We start from the raw sequence: 16,035 nt of genomic DNA on the forward strand, positions 1-16,035 counted from the left end.
GGTCGACGCTGAAAATTCAGATGACGTGCCCGACGCGGGCCCACGATAGGGCATCGTCCAGCCGATCATCCCCCCAAAAGACTTCGTTCCCCACAACCAGGCTTGGGGCGCCAAAAATGCCCAGCTTGATTGCGCGTAGTGTTTCCGCCTCAAGTGCGGCGACAATGTCGGGGCTGCGCGCGCGGGACAGGATCAGTCGGGGATCCTGCTGACTGCGATGTAGCGCTTCGGACAGGGCGGTTTCGCTGCCGGCCTCTACACCTTCTTCGAACCAGATCCGATATAGAATTTGCGTAAAGTTCTTGCCCCAGCCTTCTTCCATTCCCAACAGCGCTACTTGATTTGCCAAGGCAAGGTCAGAAATGGGGTAGGGCGCAGGAAGCTGGGCGTGCATATGGTACTTGGCCGCCCGACGCTCAATGTCGCGCCACATATAGGCGGATTTGACGGGTTTCCCTGCAAAGGGGATGTTCTTCTGCTGCGACATCACTGTGCGTACATTGAACGGCCGCCATGTGACGGACGCATCGTGTTCAGAACACCAATCGTCCAGGCGCATGATCGTCAGAAAGCTGTAAGTGCTTCCGATAGAGTACCAGAAATCAAGATCGGGCATATGAACCCTCGGGGTTGCCGATTGTTTTGCCTTTACCAGAGTACCCTATTTTGACCGATCTGGCGAATTTCCGGTGGCACGCCACTTAGAAATGAAAAACCCCGCCAAGTTGGCGGGGTTTTCTGTTGGTTCAGAGGGATCAGTGCGCGTGGCCCTTGTCCCAGTCTTCTTGCTTGGGCAGCTGCTCGAACGTGTGTTCGGGCGGCGGCGAGGGCAGCGTCCATTCCAGCGTATCCGCGTATTCGTTCCACGGGTTGTTCCGGGTCTCACGTGCGCCACGGAACAAGGCGTAGAACACGATACCAAAGAACAGCAGGAACGAGGCGAAGGATACAAAGGCGCCAATCGACGAGACATAGTTCCACTGCGCGAACGCTTCGGGATAATCGATGTAGCGACGTGGCATGCCCTGACGGCCCAGGAAGTGCTGGGGGAAGAAGGTCAGGTTGGCGCCGATGAAGAACAGCCAGAAGTGAACCTTGCCCCAGAACTCTGAATACTGACGGCCTGTCATCTTGGAGAAGTAGAAGTAGATTCCGGCAAAGATCGCAAACACTGCGCCCAGCGACATCACATAGTGGAAGTGTGCAACCACATAATATGTGTCGTGATAGGCGCGGTCGATACCGGCCTGCGACAGAACCACACCGGTCACACCGCCAACGGTGAACAGGAACAGGAAACCGAAAGCAAACAGCATCGGTGTCTTGAACTCGATCGAGCCGCCCCACATGGTTGCGATCCACGAGAAGACCTTAACGCCGGTAGGAACCGCGATGACCATCGTTGCCAGCATGAAGTAGGCTTGCTGCTGGACCGACATGCCGACTGTGTACATGTGGTGTGCCCACACGACAAAGCCCAGTACACCGATCGCAATAAGTGCCCAAACCATCGGCAGGTAACCGAAGACTGGCTTGCGCGAGAAGGTCGCGATGATGTGGCTGATAAGGCCAAATCCAGGTAGGATCACGATGTACACTTCTGGGTGGCCAAAGAACCACAGGATGTGCTGATACAGGATTGGATCACCACCACCGGCCGGATCAAAGAAGGTGAAACCAAAGTTGCGGTCCATTAGCAACATGGTGATCGCACCTGCCAAAACCGGCAGCGACAGAAGAATCAGCCACGAGGTGATGAAGATCGACCAACTGAACAGCGGCACCTTGAACAGGGTCATGCCCGGGGCACGCATGTTCAGGAAGGTGGTGATCATGTTGATCGCGCCGAGGATCGAGGAGGCGCCCGATACGTGCACGGCAAAGATCGCGAGGTCCATGGACATTCCGCCCTCGCTCGTCGACAGCGGCGGGTACAGAACCCAGCCGACGCCCGAACCAAGCTGGTCGTTACCACCGGGGCTCAGCAGCGAGGCCACGCCCAGCGAAGTACCGGCGACATAGAGCCAGAAGGACAAGTTGTTCATCCGCGGGAACGCCATGTCCGGCGCGCCAATCTGCAACGGCATGAAATAGTTGCCAAATCCGCCGAATAGGGCAGGGATAACCACGAAGAACATCATCAGAACACCGTGATAGGTGATCATCACGTTCCACAAATGCCCGTTCGGAGTGCAGAGCTCGGCACCGCTGCCGAACAAGCGGAACCCTTCCATGCACATGTGCTGTACCCCGGGCTCCATCAGTTCGATCCGCATGATAACAGTCATCAGAACCGAGATTAGACCGGCCAGGGCCGAGACGATCAGGTACAGAATCCCGATGTCCTTGTGGTTGGTCGACATGAACCAGCGGGTAAAGAACCCGCGCTGGTCTTCATGGTCGTGACCATGAATGGCTGCGTCTGCCATTAGGTGCCTCCTGTTGCAACTACACCGCGCTGTCGGACCTCTCCAACGCGCGGGATTCCTGCTGGTTTTAGATTGCGTGGGGGCGACCTTCAATGGTCGAGTTTGATCTGGATCAAGATTAATTGTCGCGGGTGCCGGTTGCAGGGCTTCGAAAAAGAGCACAACTTTCGGCAAATGGAGGAGACCGGATGGTTCTGAACTACGTGACGACCGAAAAGGCTCAGGCGGCCACCGGGCTACGCATGATCGTTGTCGGAGGTGTGCCAAGCCCTTGGAGCGAAGCCGCAAAGGGTATTTTTTACGTAAAGCGTCTGCCTTGGGTGCCAGTTTATCTGGACCATCAGGACCGGGCGCAGACCATCTGGGCGCAAACGGACAGCGCACCGGTTGTGTTCTGGAAAGATGAAGTACCGCTTTCCGAAACGGCCGATATTGTCGCCTTGGCACAACGAATCGCGCCTGAACCAGATTTGTTGCCAGCATCAATGGCGCCCGACATTCTCGCCTTCATTGACTTACTTACGGCCCCAAATGGATTGGGCTGGCAAAGGCGGCTTCAGCAAATCCATGCTGGTATGCGAGGCCAAGAAGGTGGGTTCCATCCCAAGATTGCCGACTATCTTGGCAAGAAATACGGCTATGATACAGAAGCAGGTGAAATGGCTGCCGGTCGCGCTGATGGGATATTGAAACGCGTCAGCAGCAAGCTCGCAGAAGGTGGTGATTTTCTGTTTGGCAACACGCTCACTGCAGCAGATATTTTTTGCGCTGCCTTCATGGCTTTGTTCGCACCGTTGCCGGAAGAGTTGTGTGCAATGCGGCCGAGTACCCGAAGGGTTTTCGAGCATATATCCGATCCTGTACGGGATACTCTTTCGGCAGGTTTGCTGTTGCATCGGGACAGGGTATACCGCGATTTTCTGGAAACACCCTTGTCGCTTTGATCGCATGTGCATTGCGTCTTGACCGCCAAGATGCGGCACCGCACAAACACCTCATGAAAAACGTCCAAACGGAGGCCGAGTATGTCTGCCTATGATCCCGATAACATTTTCGCCAAAATCCTGCGTGGTGAAATCCCTGCAAACCGGGTCTATGAAGACGACGACACACTGGCCTTCATGGACATCATGCCGCGCACGGACGGGCATCTGCTGGTGATCCCGAAAACGCCTTGTCGCAACGTGCTGGATGCCAGCCCAGAACAGCTTGCTTCTGTGATCTCAACGGTTCAGAAGATGGCGCAGGCGGTGAAAGCGGCCTTTGATGCGGATGGCGTCACCATCCAGCAGTTCAACGAGGCTGCAGGCGGGCAAGAAGTGTTTCATCTGCATTTTCACGTTCTGCCGCGGCACGAAGGCGTTTCGATGCGACCACCGGGCAATATGGGTGATTTTGACCTGATCGCTGAACACGCCGGTAAAATCAAAGACACGCTGGCCTGATCACCCGCTACAGGATCAGTGCGATCCAAGGCATTTGCTATGGTCGCCAAACGCGTTCAGCACTTCACATACATGGTCGTGGGTGCCGTCACAGGCGGCTGTGATGCGTTCCAGTTCGGCCTCAAGGCTGCGCAGCAATGTTATCCGGTTGCGCAGTTCAGTCAGCTGACGATCCGCGATTTCATGAACATGGTCCAGATCCGCCCCCTGCGCCCCTTCCAAAGAAAGCAACGCCTCGACATCCGGCAAAGGCAGGCCCAGATCACGCGAGTGGCGGATAAATTGGAGGCGTTTCAGAGCAGTCTCGTCATATCTGCGCTGATTGCCCGCCGTCCGATACGGCTTGGCCAACAAGCCTTTTTCCTCATAGAAACGGATCGTGGGCACCTTGACCCCGGTTTGCCGCGACAAATCTCCGATTGAGTACATTTTGTGCTTTTTGCCTCTTGAACCTCTAGTGACTAGAGGAATTACATAGGATGGCAGTTCAAAACAAGGATCTGATCTGCCATGTCACATAACCACACCCACTCTCACATTGATCCTAATGCCGGTGACCGGAGGGTGGTCGGAGCGATCGGCGTCAATATGGTATTGACGCTTGCACAAATAGTGGGGGGCATTTTGTCTGGCTCACTGGCCTTGATCGCAGATGCCTTGCATAATTTTTCAGATGCCATCGCGCTGATCATCGCGTTTTTCGCTCGTAAGATTGCGCGACGCCCGGCAGATCCACGGATGAGCTTTGGTTATGGCCGGGCAGAGGTTGTGGCCGCTCTTGTTAACTACACCATTCTTGTCGTTCTGGCCGTTTATCTGATGTACGAAGGTGTCATGCGGTTTATAGAGCCCGAACCGGTGAATGGCTGGATCGTCGTCTGGATCGCAGCGCTGGCCCTGATCGTCGATCTGATCACGGCTGTCCTGACCTATTCGATGGCAAAGGACAGCATGAATATCCGGGCCGCCTTTCTGCACAACGTGGCAGATGCCTTAGGCTCATTGGCCGTGATCGTCGCCGGAACCTTGGTTATCCTGTTCAACTGGACCTGGGTGGACCCGGCCGTGACCATCATGATCTCGGTCTACATCCTTTGGCATGTGAAATCTGAAATTGGCGAAACCATTCACGTCTTGATGTTGGGTGCACCATCCGACCTTGACCCAGAAGAGGTCGCTTCGATGATCGAGGCTACCGAGGGCGTTGTTTCGGTCCATCACGTTCATCTGTGGAGTATGCAGGAGCATGAACCTGCCCTGACTGCACATGTGGTTGCGACCAGCCACGCAGACGAAGATGCCAGGTGGCTTTCCACAACCATCAAGAATGCGCTGCAGGATCAGTTCGGGATCGGCCATGCAACGCTTGAAATTGAAAGTGGGGAAGAGGTTTGTGGCCATCCGGCCCGGTTTGGACATGACAAACACGAGCACTAAAAAAGAAATTGCCGTTCCGATTTGGGGTCGGAACGGCAGACTCGTAACCAAAACACATACCTGTTTTCCCAGGGTATACCTGCGATCACCGGCTTAACACACCACTCACTCTAGAACGGTAAATTCATACTAGGCGTTAATGGGACCCAAGTATTCATATTTGTGAAATTTAACTAGATTCCGTCGGAAACCAGACGGACCAATCGAGAATTGTTTCCAAATTATGAAGCAGAGCGGATCTGACGGCTGGATTGTAGTCGGTGCCGGGCTGTTTTTCGATTCGTGATCCGAGTTAATCCGCCCCCGCGGGTCCAAAAACCTCAGCGAATGTTTTTCTAAGCGCGTTGTCCACATCATCCATCGCGACCGGAAGACCCAGATCGACCAGAGAAGTCACGCCATGGTTCGAGATGCCGCAGGGTACGATCCCAGAGAAATGGCTCAAATCCGGTTCGACATTGATCGAGATGCCGTGAAAGCTGACCCATTTACGCAATCGCAGGCCGATCGCCGCGACTTTGTCCTCGGCTTTTTCGCCTGCAGGCGTCAGCGGCTTGTCATCCCGTTGCACCCAGACACCAACGCGGCCGTCGCGGATTTGCCCGGTCACGTTGAACTCGGCCAAAGCTGCGATCACCCAATTCTCAAGCTGCTTTACAAACTTGCGCACATCCCTGCCGCGTTTGTTCAGGTCCAGCATGACATAAGCAACGCGCTGCCCCGGACCATGATAGGTGTATTCACCACCGCGTTTTGACGTATAGACTGGAAATCTGTCCGGGTCTTTCAGGTCTTCGACCTTGGCTGAAGTGCCCGCTGTGTACAGGGCAGGGTGCTCAAGTAGCCAGATACACTCATCCGCCTCACCCGCCGCGATATCGGCCACGCGCGCCTCCATAAAGGCGATGGCCTCATCATAGTCGGTCAATCCGTCAGTAATCTTCCATTCCATGTCGGCTCCTTAGCGGCTGGATGCATGGATGGAAAGACCTAGGCTGCTTCGGTCAAACAGCGCTGCAGGACCTGCGCATAGGTGTCCGCCCCCTGCGCTCCGGTCAGCAGATACTTTCCGCCAAACACCATTGAGGGCACGCCGGAAATGCCACGGCTGGTCCAGTATTGCTGCTTCTCTCGGACCGGGCCGACATGAGCGCCCGATTCCAGCGCCGCGCGCGCTGCGTTCCGATCCAGACCGGCGGTTTCGGCGGCCTCAAGCAGGATATCGATATTCGAGACGTCTTTTTGATTGGTGAAATAGGCCTCGAACAAGGCCAGTTTCAGCGGATGCTGGCGCCCTTGAGCCTCGGCCCAGTCAAGAAGCTGATGCGCGGCAAAGGTGTTTACGATGCGGCTGTCGTCGTCAAAGGCGAAGGTAAAGCCCAGGTCAGTCCCGATTTGCGTCAAACGATCCCGCATCATCTGGCTTTGTTCCCGAGAGGATCCGTATTTCTCGGCGATATGCTCGCGCAGGTTCTGACCTTCGGGCGCCATGTTTGGGTTCAATTCGAACGGATGCCAGCGCAGCTTTGCCAGAATATTTTGCTGTTTGAGCGCCAGATCCAACTGCTGGAATCCAACAATGCACCAGGGGCAAACCACATCCGAGACTATGTCGATCTGAACGATGGGGCGAGGGTCGGGCGAGGTCATGGCGGGGCTCCTGACGGGGTCATTTGGACGACAACCTGTTAAAGATAAGAGCGCCGAATGGGAATTCAAACCAACGTGATTTTTGCCTCTTCACATCTTGATCATCAAGGTCTATACGCCCCACTACCAAGTCACTAACAGTGCGGTCGTGGCGGAATTGGTAGACGCGCAGCGTTGAGGTCGCTGTGGGGTAACACCCGTGGAAGTTCGAGTCTTCTCGACCGCACCAAGTGATTGGCTTCCAATCTTCTCATAGCTTGTATTCGCGACGCCCTCGGTGCGTTCAGTCGACGTGTCAAAGCCGGTCGCCAGCCGCCTGCTGTTAAGCAGGTTTCAGGGCTGGCAGCCGGGAATCTGACCAGGTGTCTTAGGTGTCCGGCGTCGCGTTACCGGGCAGGGACCTGCAGCTCAATACGCTGGAAGATCAGTGTGATGATGCCTGCAATGATCAGATAGATCAGTGCCAACAGCAGCAGCGGTTCATAGACCACGAAGGTGTCCGCCCGAATTCTGGACGACACGGCGTAGATCTCGACCACTGTGATCGTCGCCACCAGCGGGGTCGCTTTCAACTGCAGGATCGTCTCACCGCCCAGTGTCGGCAGCACGCTGCGAATGGCCTGAGGCAGCCAGATCCGGCGGAACATAGTGAACCGCGGCATGCCAAAGGATTGCGCCGCTTCGAGCTGACCCTTCTTAACGCTGGCAAAGGCGCCGCGCATGATTTCGCCCTCATAACCCGCGTAAGACAGGGTCAGGGCCAGCACCGCATAGGGCCAGGCCTGTCGCAGGTAGGGCCATAGCTCACTGCCGCGTATCCATGGAATCTGAGGGAAAAGCGATCCAAGCCCATAGTACAACAGCCAGATTTGCAGAAGAATTGGGGTGCCGCGAATGACGGTGCAGAACACTTTTGCCGGTGCCGAAAGGTACCAGGGACCAATCGCCTGAGCGAGACCCAGTGGAACGGCGAGCAAGAACCCAAGCACACAGGTGACGGCCAACAGCCAAATGGTCCTCCACAGACCTTCAAGCGCCAGCGGGGCATAGGTTGGAATCCAATCCCAGCGCAGTGAGACGGCGCACCAGATAACGAAAGCAGCAAAAAGTGCCATCAGCACGATCCGATGCGGCTGCATGAGTGCTCGCCAGTCCATTATCGGCTTCCTCCCTTCAACGAAGGCTGCCCACGACGGGCCCATTTCTCGATACGCGCGAACACGACACCGGAACAAAGCGTGACGATCAAGTACAAGGCACCTGCAGCAAGGAAGAAGGTGAAATAGGCGCGGGTGCTGGCCGCGGCCTGACGGGTCTCCAGCGTCAATTCGCTAAAGCCGACAATGGCCAGCAGGGCCGTATCTTTAGTTGCAATGAGCCACAGATTGGCCAATCCAGGCGTGGCAAAAGACATCATCGCGGGAATTGTCACCCGCCGCATCAGCAGCAGCGAGGGCATGCCATAGGCGCGGGCGGCTTCGATCTGTCCGGTGGGAACCGCTTTGATTGCGCCCCTGAGAACCTCGGTCGCATAGGCGCCCTGAACGATGCCCAAAACCCAGATGCCGGCAACGACGCCGCTGATTTCGACGCGGTCATACCCCATTGCCTGCGCGGCCTGATTGATCAGGTCGGTCCCGACGTAATACAGGATCAGGATCAGCACCAGTTCAGGCACGGCGCGCATTACAGTCGTATATATGCCGAGCAGGTCACGTGTGACCGGCCCGCCATATAGTTTTCCATAGGCCCCGAAAAGCCCGATGATCAACCCGAACCCGAACGCTCCAAAAGCGATCTGCAACGAGTTAGCGAGGCCACGCAGAAGGTTGCCGCCCCATCCCGGAGGACTAAGGGCAAGCAACTCCATGCTTTGGGCCAAACCCGGGCTTTCGAGGATTGCTTCCACGGCGAACCTTACTCGCTATAGATGCTGGCTGTGAAATAGCGCGAGGTGATTTCGTCATGCGTGCCGTCGGCAAGAATTGCCGCGATACCCGCATTCAGCTTTTCACGCAGCGCGTCATCGCCCTTGCGGACACCCGCGCCGACGCCGCGACCCAGGATCGAGACGTCATTTTCGACCGCGCCTTTGATTTCACAGCAGGCACCAGTGTCAGAAGAGACAAAATCTGCCATGGCGATGCTGTCGGCCTGGGTCGCGTCGATACGGCCGGCGAACAGATCCTGGTTGGCTTCGTCCTGAGTCTGATACACCCGGATTTCTGCCGCATCCTTGAAATGCTCGTTGGCATAGGCCTGATGGATCGTGGACGCCTGAATGCCGATGATTTTACCGGCCAGAGATTCTGGTGTCGGTTCAATGTCCATCGACTTGTCGGCGACGATAACGGCCGGAGTGTTGTAGTAAGGGTCGCTGAAATCGATCGTTTTCATGCGCTCTTCGGTGATCGACATCGACGCCATCAGTGCATCAATCTGCTGACCGGTCAGTGATGGGATGATCCCGTCCCACGCAACCGGAGTGATCACACATTCAAGCTGAGCCGCGGCACAGACCGCATCAATAACCTCGACCTCCCAGCCGACCCATTTGCCAGACGCATCCAGCGATGCGAACGGCGGATAAGGCTCGGCGGCGATCCCGATCTTGACTTCATCTGCGCTTGCCGTTCCGGCAGAAAGCACAGCGGCAGCCATGGCGGCCACGATTAGCTTTTTGTTTTTCATTGATATTCTCCCTGTTTGATATTTTGTTCGTTCAGCCGACTGATTTTAGGAATTGTTGCAGCCGTGCGGATTTAGGATTGTCGAAAAGTTCGTCGGGTGGCCCCTGTTCCTCAATCTTTCCTTCGAAAAGATACACAACATGGGTCGCAACCTCGCGCGCAAACTTCATCTCATGCGTGACCAGCAACATGGTTCGGCCCTCGGCCGCCAGATCGCGAATTACGGTCAGCACTTCACCAACAAGTTCAGGATCTAACGCGCTGGTTGGCTCGTCAAACAACATTACGCTGGGATCAACGGCAAGAGCACGCGCAATCGCAGCGCGCTGTTGCTGACCGCCTGACAGAAAGGAAGGGAAGGTATCCGCCTTGTCGCCAAGCCCAACGCGCTCCAGCAACTGGTGCGCGCGCTTGATCGCCTCGTCCCGCGGTACTTTCAGCACGTGAACGGGCACTTCGATGACATTTTCCAGCAGCGTCCGGTGGGTCCAAAGGTTGAAGGCCTGAAACACCATTGCCAGTCGGGTGCGGATGCGTTCCAGCTGACGCCGGTCCTTAGGCGTGCCATCCGGGCGCATCTCAATCGGCTCGCCGTTTACGACGATTTCTCCGGAACTGGGCGTTTCAAGGAAATTGATACAGCGAAGGAACGTGGATTTCCCCGAACCGCTGCCTCCGATGATGGCGACGACATCACCCTGATGGGCAGTAAGTGAAACGCCTTTGAGAACTTCGAGCGAGCCAAAAGACTTGTGCAAGTCAGTGACCCGAATGGCTTCATCCGGCGTGGTTTCTGGGTCAGCGTTCATTTTGCAGTTTCATCCCTCTCAACCGTTTTTTTACTTGCAGCTTTAGCAAATCCCTACAATTATGCAACTGTATAATTATAATTTCTGGAAAGATAGATGTCGGATCACGCAACAAAATTCAAGCGAGAACCCGCGGAGCAGCGCAAAGAGGCGTTGATCCAGGCCACGCTGTCTTTGATAGCTGAGCAAGGTTTGCAAGGTGCGACCGTTCGGGCGATTGCCGAGCGGGCCAGTGTAACTCAGGGTCTGATCCGGCACTATTTTTCTTCGAAAGAAGATTTAATTACAGCAGCTTATGACTTTCATATGCGGCGACTGACGGATATGACGTCGGCCCCTGCAGACGGAGATTATAGCACAGCCAGATTGCGGCTGGCGACGTTTGTAACGACCGGGCTGACCCATCCAGTGGTCGATCCGGGGTCAGTGTCCCTATGGGCGGGCTTTTTGAACAAAGTTCTGGCGGACGACAAAATGCAAGCGATCCACGAACAGACATATCGGGATTTTCGTGACCGCTTGGAATCACTCATTGCAGATGCGCTGAACGAGGTAGGCATACCAGCCAGCCCGGCGGAACTGCGCAGGTTGGCTATCGCATGCAACGCCGTGGTCGACGGCTTGTGGATGGAAGGCGGCGCCCTGCCATACGCCTTTGAGCCGGATGAGCTGCCCAAGATTGGGCTGGCTTCGGTTGGGGCAATTATCGGTGTTGAATTGACGGATCTTGAGCAGAGGCAGACATGAAGAAAACAGCGATTACCGAACGCCTTGCCGGCCTGGGTGGCGCCAAATGGGAAGTTTATCTCAAGGCCAAAGAACTTGTCGAGCAGGGGCAGGATATCATCGAATTGACCATTGGCGAGCCGGATGTGCCAACGCCCACCGAACTGGTGGAAAGCGCTGTGGACGCTTTGCGCGCCGGGCGAACCACCTACTCCAATGGGCGTGGTGAGGCTGGACTGCGCTCTGCACTGGCCGATCGTTATTCGGCCAGATCCGGGCGCACGATCACGGATAATCAAGTGCTGTGTTTTCCAGGCACCCAGACCTCGCTTTTTACCGTCCTGATGGGCGTGGCCGAGGCGGGTTGTGAGGTGCTGGTGGGCGATCCGATGTATGCAACCTATCAAGGTGTGGTACGCGCAAGCGGTGCGGATATTGTTCCGGTAACATTGCGGCCGGAAAACGGTTTTCGTATTTCTGCGGATGATATCGCGGACAGGATTACCGCGAAGACCACTGCGCTATTGTTGACCACACCGCATAATCCTACCGGGTCGATCCTGACACGCGAAGACATCGACGCAATCGGCAAGCTGGCTATCGAGCATGATCTATGGATCATTTCTGATGAGGTTTATGAAGAACTGATCTTTGACGGATCTGTGTTTTCCTCACCCCTGTCGCGGTCCGAGCTGGCGGATCGGGTAATCGTCGTCTCTTCGATATCAAAATCCCATGCCGCTCCCGGATTCCGCAGCGGTTGGTGCATTGGTCCCGAGGAATTTACCGCGCGCCTTTTGTCGCTGTCGGAAACCATGCTGTTTGGAAATCAGCCCTTCATCGCCGACATGACCGAGACGGCTATTCGCAACGGTTCAACCGTGGCTGAAGGCATGGCGCAACGGTACGCCCGCCGCGCCCGGATGCTGAACGACAGGCTGCCGAACGAGACACATCTGCGTGTGCATCTTCCACAGGCAGGTATGTTTGCGATGATTGATGTCTCGGCCACAGGGATGAATGGAAACGAGTACGCCTTTCATCTGCTCGAACATGGCAAAGTCGCGGTGATGCCGGGGCCGTCTTTCGGTGACACGGTTGATGACTGGGTCCGTATCGCGCTGACGGTGGACGACGCGATCTTTACCGAAGCCTGTGACCGGATCGTTGCCCACGCGACCCAACTGCAACTGGAAAACGCATGACAAGCATTGGTGAGGCGCTGGTTGATCAACTGGTCAGGCGCGATGTGGATACCGTGTTTGGCATCCCCGGCGTCCATACGGTCGAACTGTACCGCGGGCTGGCCGCATCGGGCATTCGCCATGTCACCCCACGACACGAGCAGGGGGCAGGGTTCATGGCTGATGGCTATGCCAGGGTATCCGGCAAGCCCGGCGTGGCCTTTGTGATTACCGGCCCCGGTCTGACCAATACACTCACGGCGATGGGGCAGGCTCGGGCAGACAGCGTTCCGATGCTGGTGGTGTCGGGGGTCAACACGTTGTCCAGTCTTGGCAAAGGGCTTGGTCACTTGCATGAGTTACCGGATCAACGAGCGATGGCGCGAACAGTCGCTCTGTCATCGGACCGAGTTGAAAAGTCAGTTGAACTAGCAGCCGCGTTGGACCGCGCCTTCGCCCTGTTTCAATCCGGTCGCCCAGGGCCAACACATATCGAAATCCCGCTAGACGTTGCGGGGGACGAGTTTGCTGGTCCGACCGATGCTGCGAAAGGTCCCGTCGATAAGTCTCTTGATCCGGCGCTTCTTGACCGTGCTGCCAAGCTACTGGGGTCGGCAAAAGCGCCGGTCATTCTGGTCGGCGGAGGTGGGCGCAGCGCCGGCAGGTCGATCCGGCAGCTGGCCGAAGCGCTGGATGCGCCGGTTGTTCAAACCGTGAATGCGCGCGGGTTGATGTACGATCACCCGTTGAGTGTACCAGCAAGCCCGAGCCTGAATTCAGTGCGTGCTTTGATCGAACAGGCCGACGTGGTTCTGGCTTTGGGGACTGAGCTGGGCCAGACGGACTACGATATGTACGCCACCGGCACGATGGCTGAAATGCCATACCTGATCCGTGTGGACCTATGCCCCGATCAGCTGAAGCGCCACGCGGCGGACATTGCCATTGTTGGTGATGCGGCGATGGCAGCGGCCGAGCTTGTGGATCGGTTTGCCGCATCGCCCAAGTCGGCAAACGGTGCCGCGCGCGCGGCTACCTCGCGGCGGAACGCGGTCGAAGAAATCGGGCCGGAAATGCAGGCGTTACTGGCTGTGCTGAACGCCATGCGCGATGCAGTCCCTAACGCGATCATGGTGGGCGATTCTGCTTATCCGATCTATGCAGGAAACCTGTACTACGATCATGATCGGCCCGGCGGGTGGTTCAACGCCGCGACCGGGTTCGGAGCGCTTGGATATGGCATACCCGCCGCGATCGGCGCTGCATTGGCGGACCCTGACGCTCCGGTCATTTGTATCGCAGGCGACGGCGGGGCGCAGTTCAGCCTTCCTGAACTGATGTGCGCCGTTGATGAAAAACTGCCGATCACCTTCGTGATCTGGAACAATCAAGGTTATCAGGAAATCGCAACATCAATGCAGGCGGTCGGCGTGACCGTGCTGGGATGTGATCCGACCCCGCCGGATTTTGAAAACGTCGCCCGATCTTGCGGCATGCCGTTCTGGCGCACAGGCCCTGACCCGTTGGACGTGGCCCAAGCTTTGTCGTCTGCACAATCCCAAGATGGCCCGCGGCTTGTTGAAATCCGCGCGCCCAACCAATCACACTCTTGATGAAAAGTGAGACCGAAAATGACTGACCCGACCTATGAGTTCTCGCGCGCGATCACCCGTCGCCCAGCAGCGTCCATCACCGATGGTCTGCGTGCAGAAGATATCGGTACGCCGGACCTAGACCGAATGCTTGCATCTCATGCGCATTATGTTGAAACCCTCAAGAAAACCGGAGCAGAGGTTATCGAACTGGCTCCCCTTGAGTCGTATCCGGATGCCGTCTTTGTCGAAGATACCACACTGTGTCTTCCTCAGGGTGCGGTGATGATGCGCCCCGGTGCACCCAGCCGCATGGGTGAGGTGGCCGAGATGGAGCCGACAATCCGCGGCGTTTATGACGAGGTTCGGCAGATCGCTGGGCCCGGCCATATTGAAGGCGGGGACATTCTGGTAACGGGTCGCGAAATTCTGGTTGGCCGGTCAGATCGGACCGATGCGGCCGGTGTCGCAGAGCTGACCGAAATCGTTTCCGACTGGGGCCACACCGTACGCGAGGTTTTTACACCACCGGGCGTGTTGCACTTCAAAACGGATTGTTCGTTGCTGGATGGGGAAACCATCCTGTCCACGAAACGGCTGGACGCATCCGGGTGCTTCGAAGGATATCGGGTTCTGCATGTGGCAGAAGGCGAAGAAGCCGCTGCAAACTCGATCCGGTTCAACCAATTTGTCCTGGCTCCGGCCGGCTTCCCGCGTACCACCGAGATGTTGCGCCAGAACGGCTATGATGTGGTTGAAATCGACAATGTGGAATGCGCCAAACTGGATGGCGGAATGTCATGTCTGTCGCTGAGATTCTGACCTGATTCACGACGATTCAGAACCGACTAACCTTGAACCAGCCAAATGCGTCCTGCTGCAACCAAAGAAAGAGTGGGCGCATTTTGGCGTGATTAAGGTTAGCCGCTTCAACCGCTTGGATATTCATTCGAAATAGTATGATCCCTATCCAGTGGGTGTAGCTTTGCACCAGTTTCGCGCAGTATTTCTTTTGCACCCAAATCCCATCTCGCTCGTGCTTGCCGGGTTGTGTATGACTTGGGCAAAGAAGTTATGGCAGGAAATACATGTCTCAGGCGCTCACCGTATTCACGACGATGAAGAACGAAGGCCCCTATATGCTGGAATGGGTAGCATTCCACAAAACACTGGGAGTCGATCACTTTGTGATCTTCACCAATAGCTGTGAAGACGGCACGGATGCCATTGCCCGCAGGCTGCAGGAATTGGGTCTTGCCACACATGTCCCGAACGAGGTCAAAGAAGGGGGAAACCCGCAGCATCAGATGCTACGGCGCGCGCGGCGTCAGCCCAAAGTGAAAGAGGCCGACTGGCTGATGTGTCTGGATGTTGATGAATTCTGGAACATCCGCTGCGGTGACAACAGCTTTGCGGCGCTGATCGCAGAAACCGAACAGCGGGCCGGAAAGCCGGTGGATGCGATCTCATTCGCGTGGAAATTGTTTGGTAGTTCGGGGAATATCAGCTTTGAAGACAAACCTGTGACCGAGTCCTTTTCGATGGGGGATCAGGAATTCCCGTATCATTCCGGCCGGGCCTATGGTCTGAAAACCCTGTTTCGTAACAACGGAAAATTTACGCGGTTCGGCCCGCATCGCCCGAAAGGGGTCGAAGAAGGGAAAGAAAGCGAAATCGCTTGGTCCGATGCAGGTGGCAGGCTGTTTCCTTCCGAGAAGGTCGGGTGGCGCGCATGGAGGAAATTTGATCATTCGCTGGGGCGGATTCATCACTATTCCGTCCGGTCTTTGGATGGGTTTCTGGTCAAAAGGGATCGGGGCCGGACCAATCATATCCGCGTAGACCAAGGGCAAGCCTATTGGCAGGACATGAATGCCAACAAAGAAACAGATCACTCGATACTGCCAGCAGCGCATCGCGCGGCCCCACTGCTGGCCGAACTGAAAGCCGATGAAGAACTCGGCCGCCTGCACGCGCAGGCATGTGACTGGCATCGCACCAAGATATCAGAGATCAAGTTGCGGCCTGACTGGGTGGATTTCCGCCTCTGGCTTGCGGAAAATCTGGTCTGAT

17 protein-coding genes and 1 tRNA gene are annotated in these 16,035 nt (G+C 56.3%); 9 read left to right on the forward strand and 9 right to left on the reverse strand.

The annotated features are described in order from the left end of the window. Positions 1–16: 16 nt before the first annotated feature. Complete coding sequence (locus AC2FJV_RS09360) at positions 17–616, reverse strand: 2-hydroxychromene-2-carboxylate isomerase (protein ID WP_142634478.1); 600 nt, start codon at positions 614–616, stop codon at positions 17–19. Positions 617–755: 139 nt separating this feature from the next. After that, entirely contained in the window at positions 756–2,429 is a 1,674-nt protein-coding gene (ctaD, locus tag AC2FJV_RS09365) for a cytochrome c oxidase subunit I (protein ID WP_142634476.1), read from the reverse strand. Between the two features lie 188 nt (positions 2,430–2,617). On the opposite strand from ctaD, the gene AC2FJV_RS09370 reads away from it, so the two are divergent. Both AC2FJV_RS09370 and AC2FJV_RS09375 read left to right on the forward strand, forming a co-directional pair. Next, the gene (locus AC2FJV_RS09370; protein ID WP_496713499.1) at positions 2,618–3,373 is read left to right on the forward strand and encodes a glutathione S-transferase family protein; all 756 of its coding nucleotides are present in this window, start codon (positions 2,618–2,620) and stop codon (positions 3,371–3,373) included. Positions 3,374–3,454: 81 nt separating this feature from the next. Beyond that, positions 3,455–3,874 carry an HIT family protein gene (locus AC2FJV_RS09375; protein ID WP_281994787.1) on the forward strand — a complete coding sequence of 140 codons (420 nt, stop codon included), beginning with the start codon at positions 3,455–3,457 and terminating at the stop codon, positions 3,872–3,874. 15 nt (positions 3,875–3,889) lie between these two features. On the opposite strand, the gene AC2FJV_RS09380 is transcribed toward AC2FJV_RS09375, so the two are convergent. Then, entirely contained in the window at positions 3,890–4,303 is a 414-nt protein-coding gene (locus tag AC2FJV_RS09380) for a MerR family transcriptional regulator (protein WP_281972282.1), read from the reverse strand. 81 nt (positions 4,304–4,384) lie between these two features. Between AC2FJV_RS09380 and AC2FJV_RS09385 the strand changes: the two genes are divergently transcribed. Next, a complete protein-coding gene (locus tag AC2FJV_RS09385) occupies positions 4,385–5,311 on the forward strand; it encodes a cation diffusion facilitator family transporter (RefSeq protein ID WP_496713501.1) in 927 nt (308 codons plus the stop codon). Between the two features lie 292 nt (positions 5,312–5,603). Here the strand turns inward: AC2FJV_RS09385 and lipB are convergent, their stop codons facing one another. Further along, the gene (gene lipB / locus AC2FJV_RS09390; protein ID WP_271946447.1) at positions 5,604–6,263 is read right to left on the reverse strand and encodes a lipoyl(octanoyl) transferase LipB; all 660 of its coding nucleotides are present in this window, start codon (positions 6,261–6,263) and stop codon (positions 5,604–5,606) included. 38 nt (positions 6,264–6,301) lie between these two features. Further along, on the reverse strand, positions 6,302–6,961 hold the full coding sequence (locus tag AC2FJV_RS09395; protein WP_496687573.1) for a DsbA family oxidoreductase: 660 nt from the start codon (positions 6,959–6,961) through the stop codon (positions 6,302–6,304). Between the two features lie 142 nt (positions 6,962–7,103). On the opposite strand from AC2FJV_RS09395, the gene AC2FJV_RS09400 reads away from it, so the two are divergent. Further along, a tRNA-Leu gene (locus tag AC2FJV_RS09400) sits at positions 7,104–7,190 on the forward strand. A 157-nt stretch (positions 7,191–7,347) separates the two neighbouring features. Here the strand turns inward: AC2FJV_RS09400 and AC2FJV_RS09405 are convergent. From AC2FJV_RS09405 to AC2FJV_RS09420, 4 genes are read right to left on the reverse strand one after another with little or no spacing between them, the layout of a single operon-like run. Then, the gene (locus tag AC2FJV_RS09405; protein ID WP_496687575.1) at positions 7,348–8,118 is read right to left on the reverse strand and encodes an ABC transporter permease; all 771 of its coding nucleotides are present in this window, start codon (positions 8,116–8,118) and stop codon (positions 7,348–7,350) included. Then, the gene (locus AC2FJV_RS09410; protein ID WP_496691035.1) at positions 8,118–8,831 is read right to left on the reverse strand and encodes an ABC transporter permease; all 714 of its coding nucleotides are present in this window, start codon (positions 8,829–8,831) and stop codon (positions 8,118–8,120) included. The genes AC2FJV_RS09405 and AC2FJV_RS09410 overlap by 1 nt, the downstream gene beginning before the upstream one ends. A 47-nt stretch (positions 8,832–8,878) precedes the next feature. Continuing rightward, a complete protein-coding gene (locus tag AC2FJV_RS09415) occupies positions 8,879–9,652 on the reverse strand; it encodes a transporter substrate-binding domain-containing protein (protein WP_281994770.1) in 774 nt (257 codons plus the stop codon). Between the two features lie 31 nt (positions 9,653–9,683). Beyond that, on the reverse strand, positions 9,684–10,460 hold the full coding sequence (locus tag AC2FJV_RS09420; RefSeq protein WP_142634458.1) for an ABC transporter ATP-binding protein: 777 nt from the start codon (positions 10,458–10,460) through the stop codon (positions 9,684–9,686). A 96-nt stretch (positions 10,461–10,556) separates the two neighbouring features. Between AC2FJV_RS09420 and AC2FJV_RS09425 the strand changes: the two genes are divergently transcribed. The 5 genes from AC2FJV_RS09425 (at position 10,557) to AC2FJV_RS09445 (ending at position 16,034) form a co-directional block, all read left to right on the forward strand. Next, positions 10,557–11,207: a TetR/AcrR family transcriptional regulator gene (locus tag AC2FJV_RS09425; protein WP_142634456.1), complete on the forward strand. Its 651-nt coding sequence runs from the start codon at positions 10,557–10,559 to the stop codon at positions 11,205–11,207. Next, on the forward strand, positions 11,204–12,391 hold the full coding sequence (locus AC2FJV_RS09430) for a pyridoxal phosphate-dependent aminotransferase (RefSeq protein ID WP_496713503.1): 1,188 nt from the start codon (positions 11,204–11,206) through the stop codon (positions 12,389–12,391). The genes AC2FJV_RS09425 and AC2FJV_RS09430 overlap by 4 nt, the downstream gene beginning before the upstream one ends. Then, positions 12,388–13,983 carry a 5-guanidino-2-oxopentanoate decarboxylase gene (locus AC2FJV_RS09435; protein WP_496713505.1) on the forward strand — a complete coding sequence of 532 codons (1,596 nt, stop codon included), beginning with the start codon at positions 12,388–12,390 and terminating at the stop codon, positions 13,981–13,983. Before AC2FJV_RS09430 ends, AC2FJV_RS09435 begins: the two co-directional genes overlap by 4 nt. Positions 13,984–14,001: 18 nt before the next feature. Then, positions 14,002–14,784: a dimethylarginine dimethylaminohydrolase family protein gene (locus tag AC2FJV_RS09440; protein ID WP_496713507.1), complete on the forward strand. Its 783-nt coding sequence runs from the start codon at positions 14,002–14,004 to the stop codon at positions 14,782–14,784. A 266-nt stretch (positions 14,785–15,050) separates the two neighbouring features. Then, on the forward strand, positions 15,051–16,034 hold the full coding sequence (locus tag AC2FJV_RS09445; protein ID WP_496687582.1) for a glycosyltransferase family 2 protein: 984 nt from the start codon (positions 15,051–15,053) through the stop codon (positions 16,032–16,034). Position 16,035: the final 1 nt, after the last annotated feature.

Source organism: Ruegeria sp. CDSA241, assembly GCF_059611265.1.

What these genes read in the sequence shown, in the direction of transcription:
- AC2FJV_RS09395 (WP_496687573.1), bottom strand. Translation starts at nt 6,961, where the DNA reads ATGACCTCGCCCGACCCTCGCCCCATCGTTCAGATCGACATAGTCTCG.
- AC2FJV_RS09410 (WP_496691035.1), bottom strand. Translation starts at nt 8,831, where the DNA reads ATGGAGTTGCTTGCCCTTAGTCCTCCGGGATGGGGCGGCAACCTTCTG.
- AC2FJV_RS09375 (WP_281994787.1), top strand. Translation starts at nt 3,455, where the DNA reads ATGTCTGCCTATGATCCCGATAACATTTTCGCCAAAATCCTGCGTGGT.
- AC2FJV_RS09435 (WP_496713505.1), top strand. Translation starts at nt 12,388, where the DNA reads ATGACAAGCATTGGTGAGGCGCTGGTTGATCAACTGGTCAGGCGCGAT.
- AC2FJV_RS09370 (WP_496713499.1), top strand. Translation starts at nt 2,618, where the DNA reads ATGGTTCTGAACTACGTGACGACCGAAAAGGCTCAGGCGGCCACCGGG.
- AC2FJV_RS09430 (WP_496713503.1), top strand. Translation starts at nt 11,204, where the DNA reads ATGAAGAAAACAGCGATTACCGAACGCCTTGCCGGCCTGGGTGGCGCC.
- AC2FJV_RS09440 (WP_496713507.1), top strand. Translation starts at nt 14,002, where the DNA reads ATGACTGACCCGACCTATGAGTTCTCGCGCGCGATCACCCGTCGCCCA.
- AC2FJV_RS09405 (WP_496687575.1), bottom strand. Translation starts at nt 8,118, where the DNA reads ATGGACTGGCGAGCACTCATGCAGCCGCATCGGATCGTGCTGATGGCA.
- AC2FJV_RS09385 (WP_496713501.1), top strand. Translation starts at nt 4,385, where the DNA reads ATGTCACATAACCACACCCACTCTCACATTGATCCTAATGCCGGTGAC.
- AC2FJV_RS09360 (WP_142634478.1), bottom strand. Translation starts at nt 616, where the DNA reads ATGCCCGATCTTGATTTCTGGTACTCTATCGGAAGCACTTACAGCTTT.
- AC2FJV_RS09445 (WP_496687582.1), top strand. Translation starts at nt 15,051, where the DNA reads ATGTCTCAGGCGCTCACCGTATTCACGACGATGAAGAACGAAGGCCCC.
- AC2FJV_RS09415 (WP_281994770.1), bottom strand. Translation starts at nt 9,652, where the DNA reads ATGAAAAACAAAAAGCTAATCGTGGCCGCCATGGCTGCCGCTGTGCTT.
- AC2FJV_RS09425 (WP_142634456.1), top strand. Translation starts at nt 10,557, where the DNA reads ATGTCGGATCACGCAACAAAATTCAAGCGAGAACCCGCGGAGCAGCGC.
- AC2FJV_RS09420 (WP_142634458.1), bottom strand. Translation starts at nt 10,460, where the DNA reads ATGAACGCTGACCCAGAAACCACGCCGGATGAAGCCATTCGGGTCACT.
- ctaD (WP_142634476.1), bottom strand. Translation starts at nt 2,429, where the DNA reads ATGGCAGACGCAGCCATTCATGGTCACGACCATGAAGACCAGCGCGGG.
- AC2FJV_RS09380 (WP_281972282.1), bottom strand. Translation starts at nt 4,303, where the DNA reads ATGTACTCAATCGGAGATTTGTCGCGGCAAACCGGGGTCAAGGTGCCC.
- lipB (WP_271946447.1), bottom strand. Translation starts at nt 6,263, where the DNA reads ATGGAATGGAAGATTACTGACGGATTGACCGACTATGATGAGGCCATC.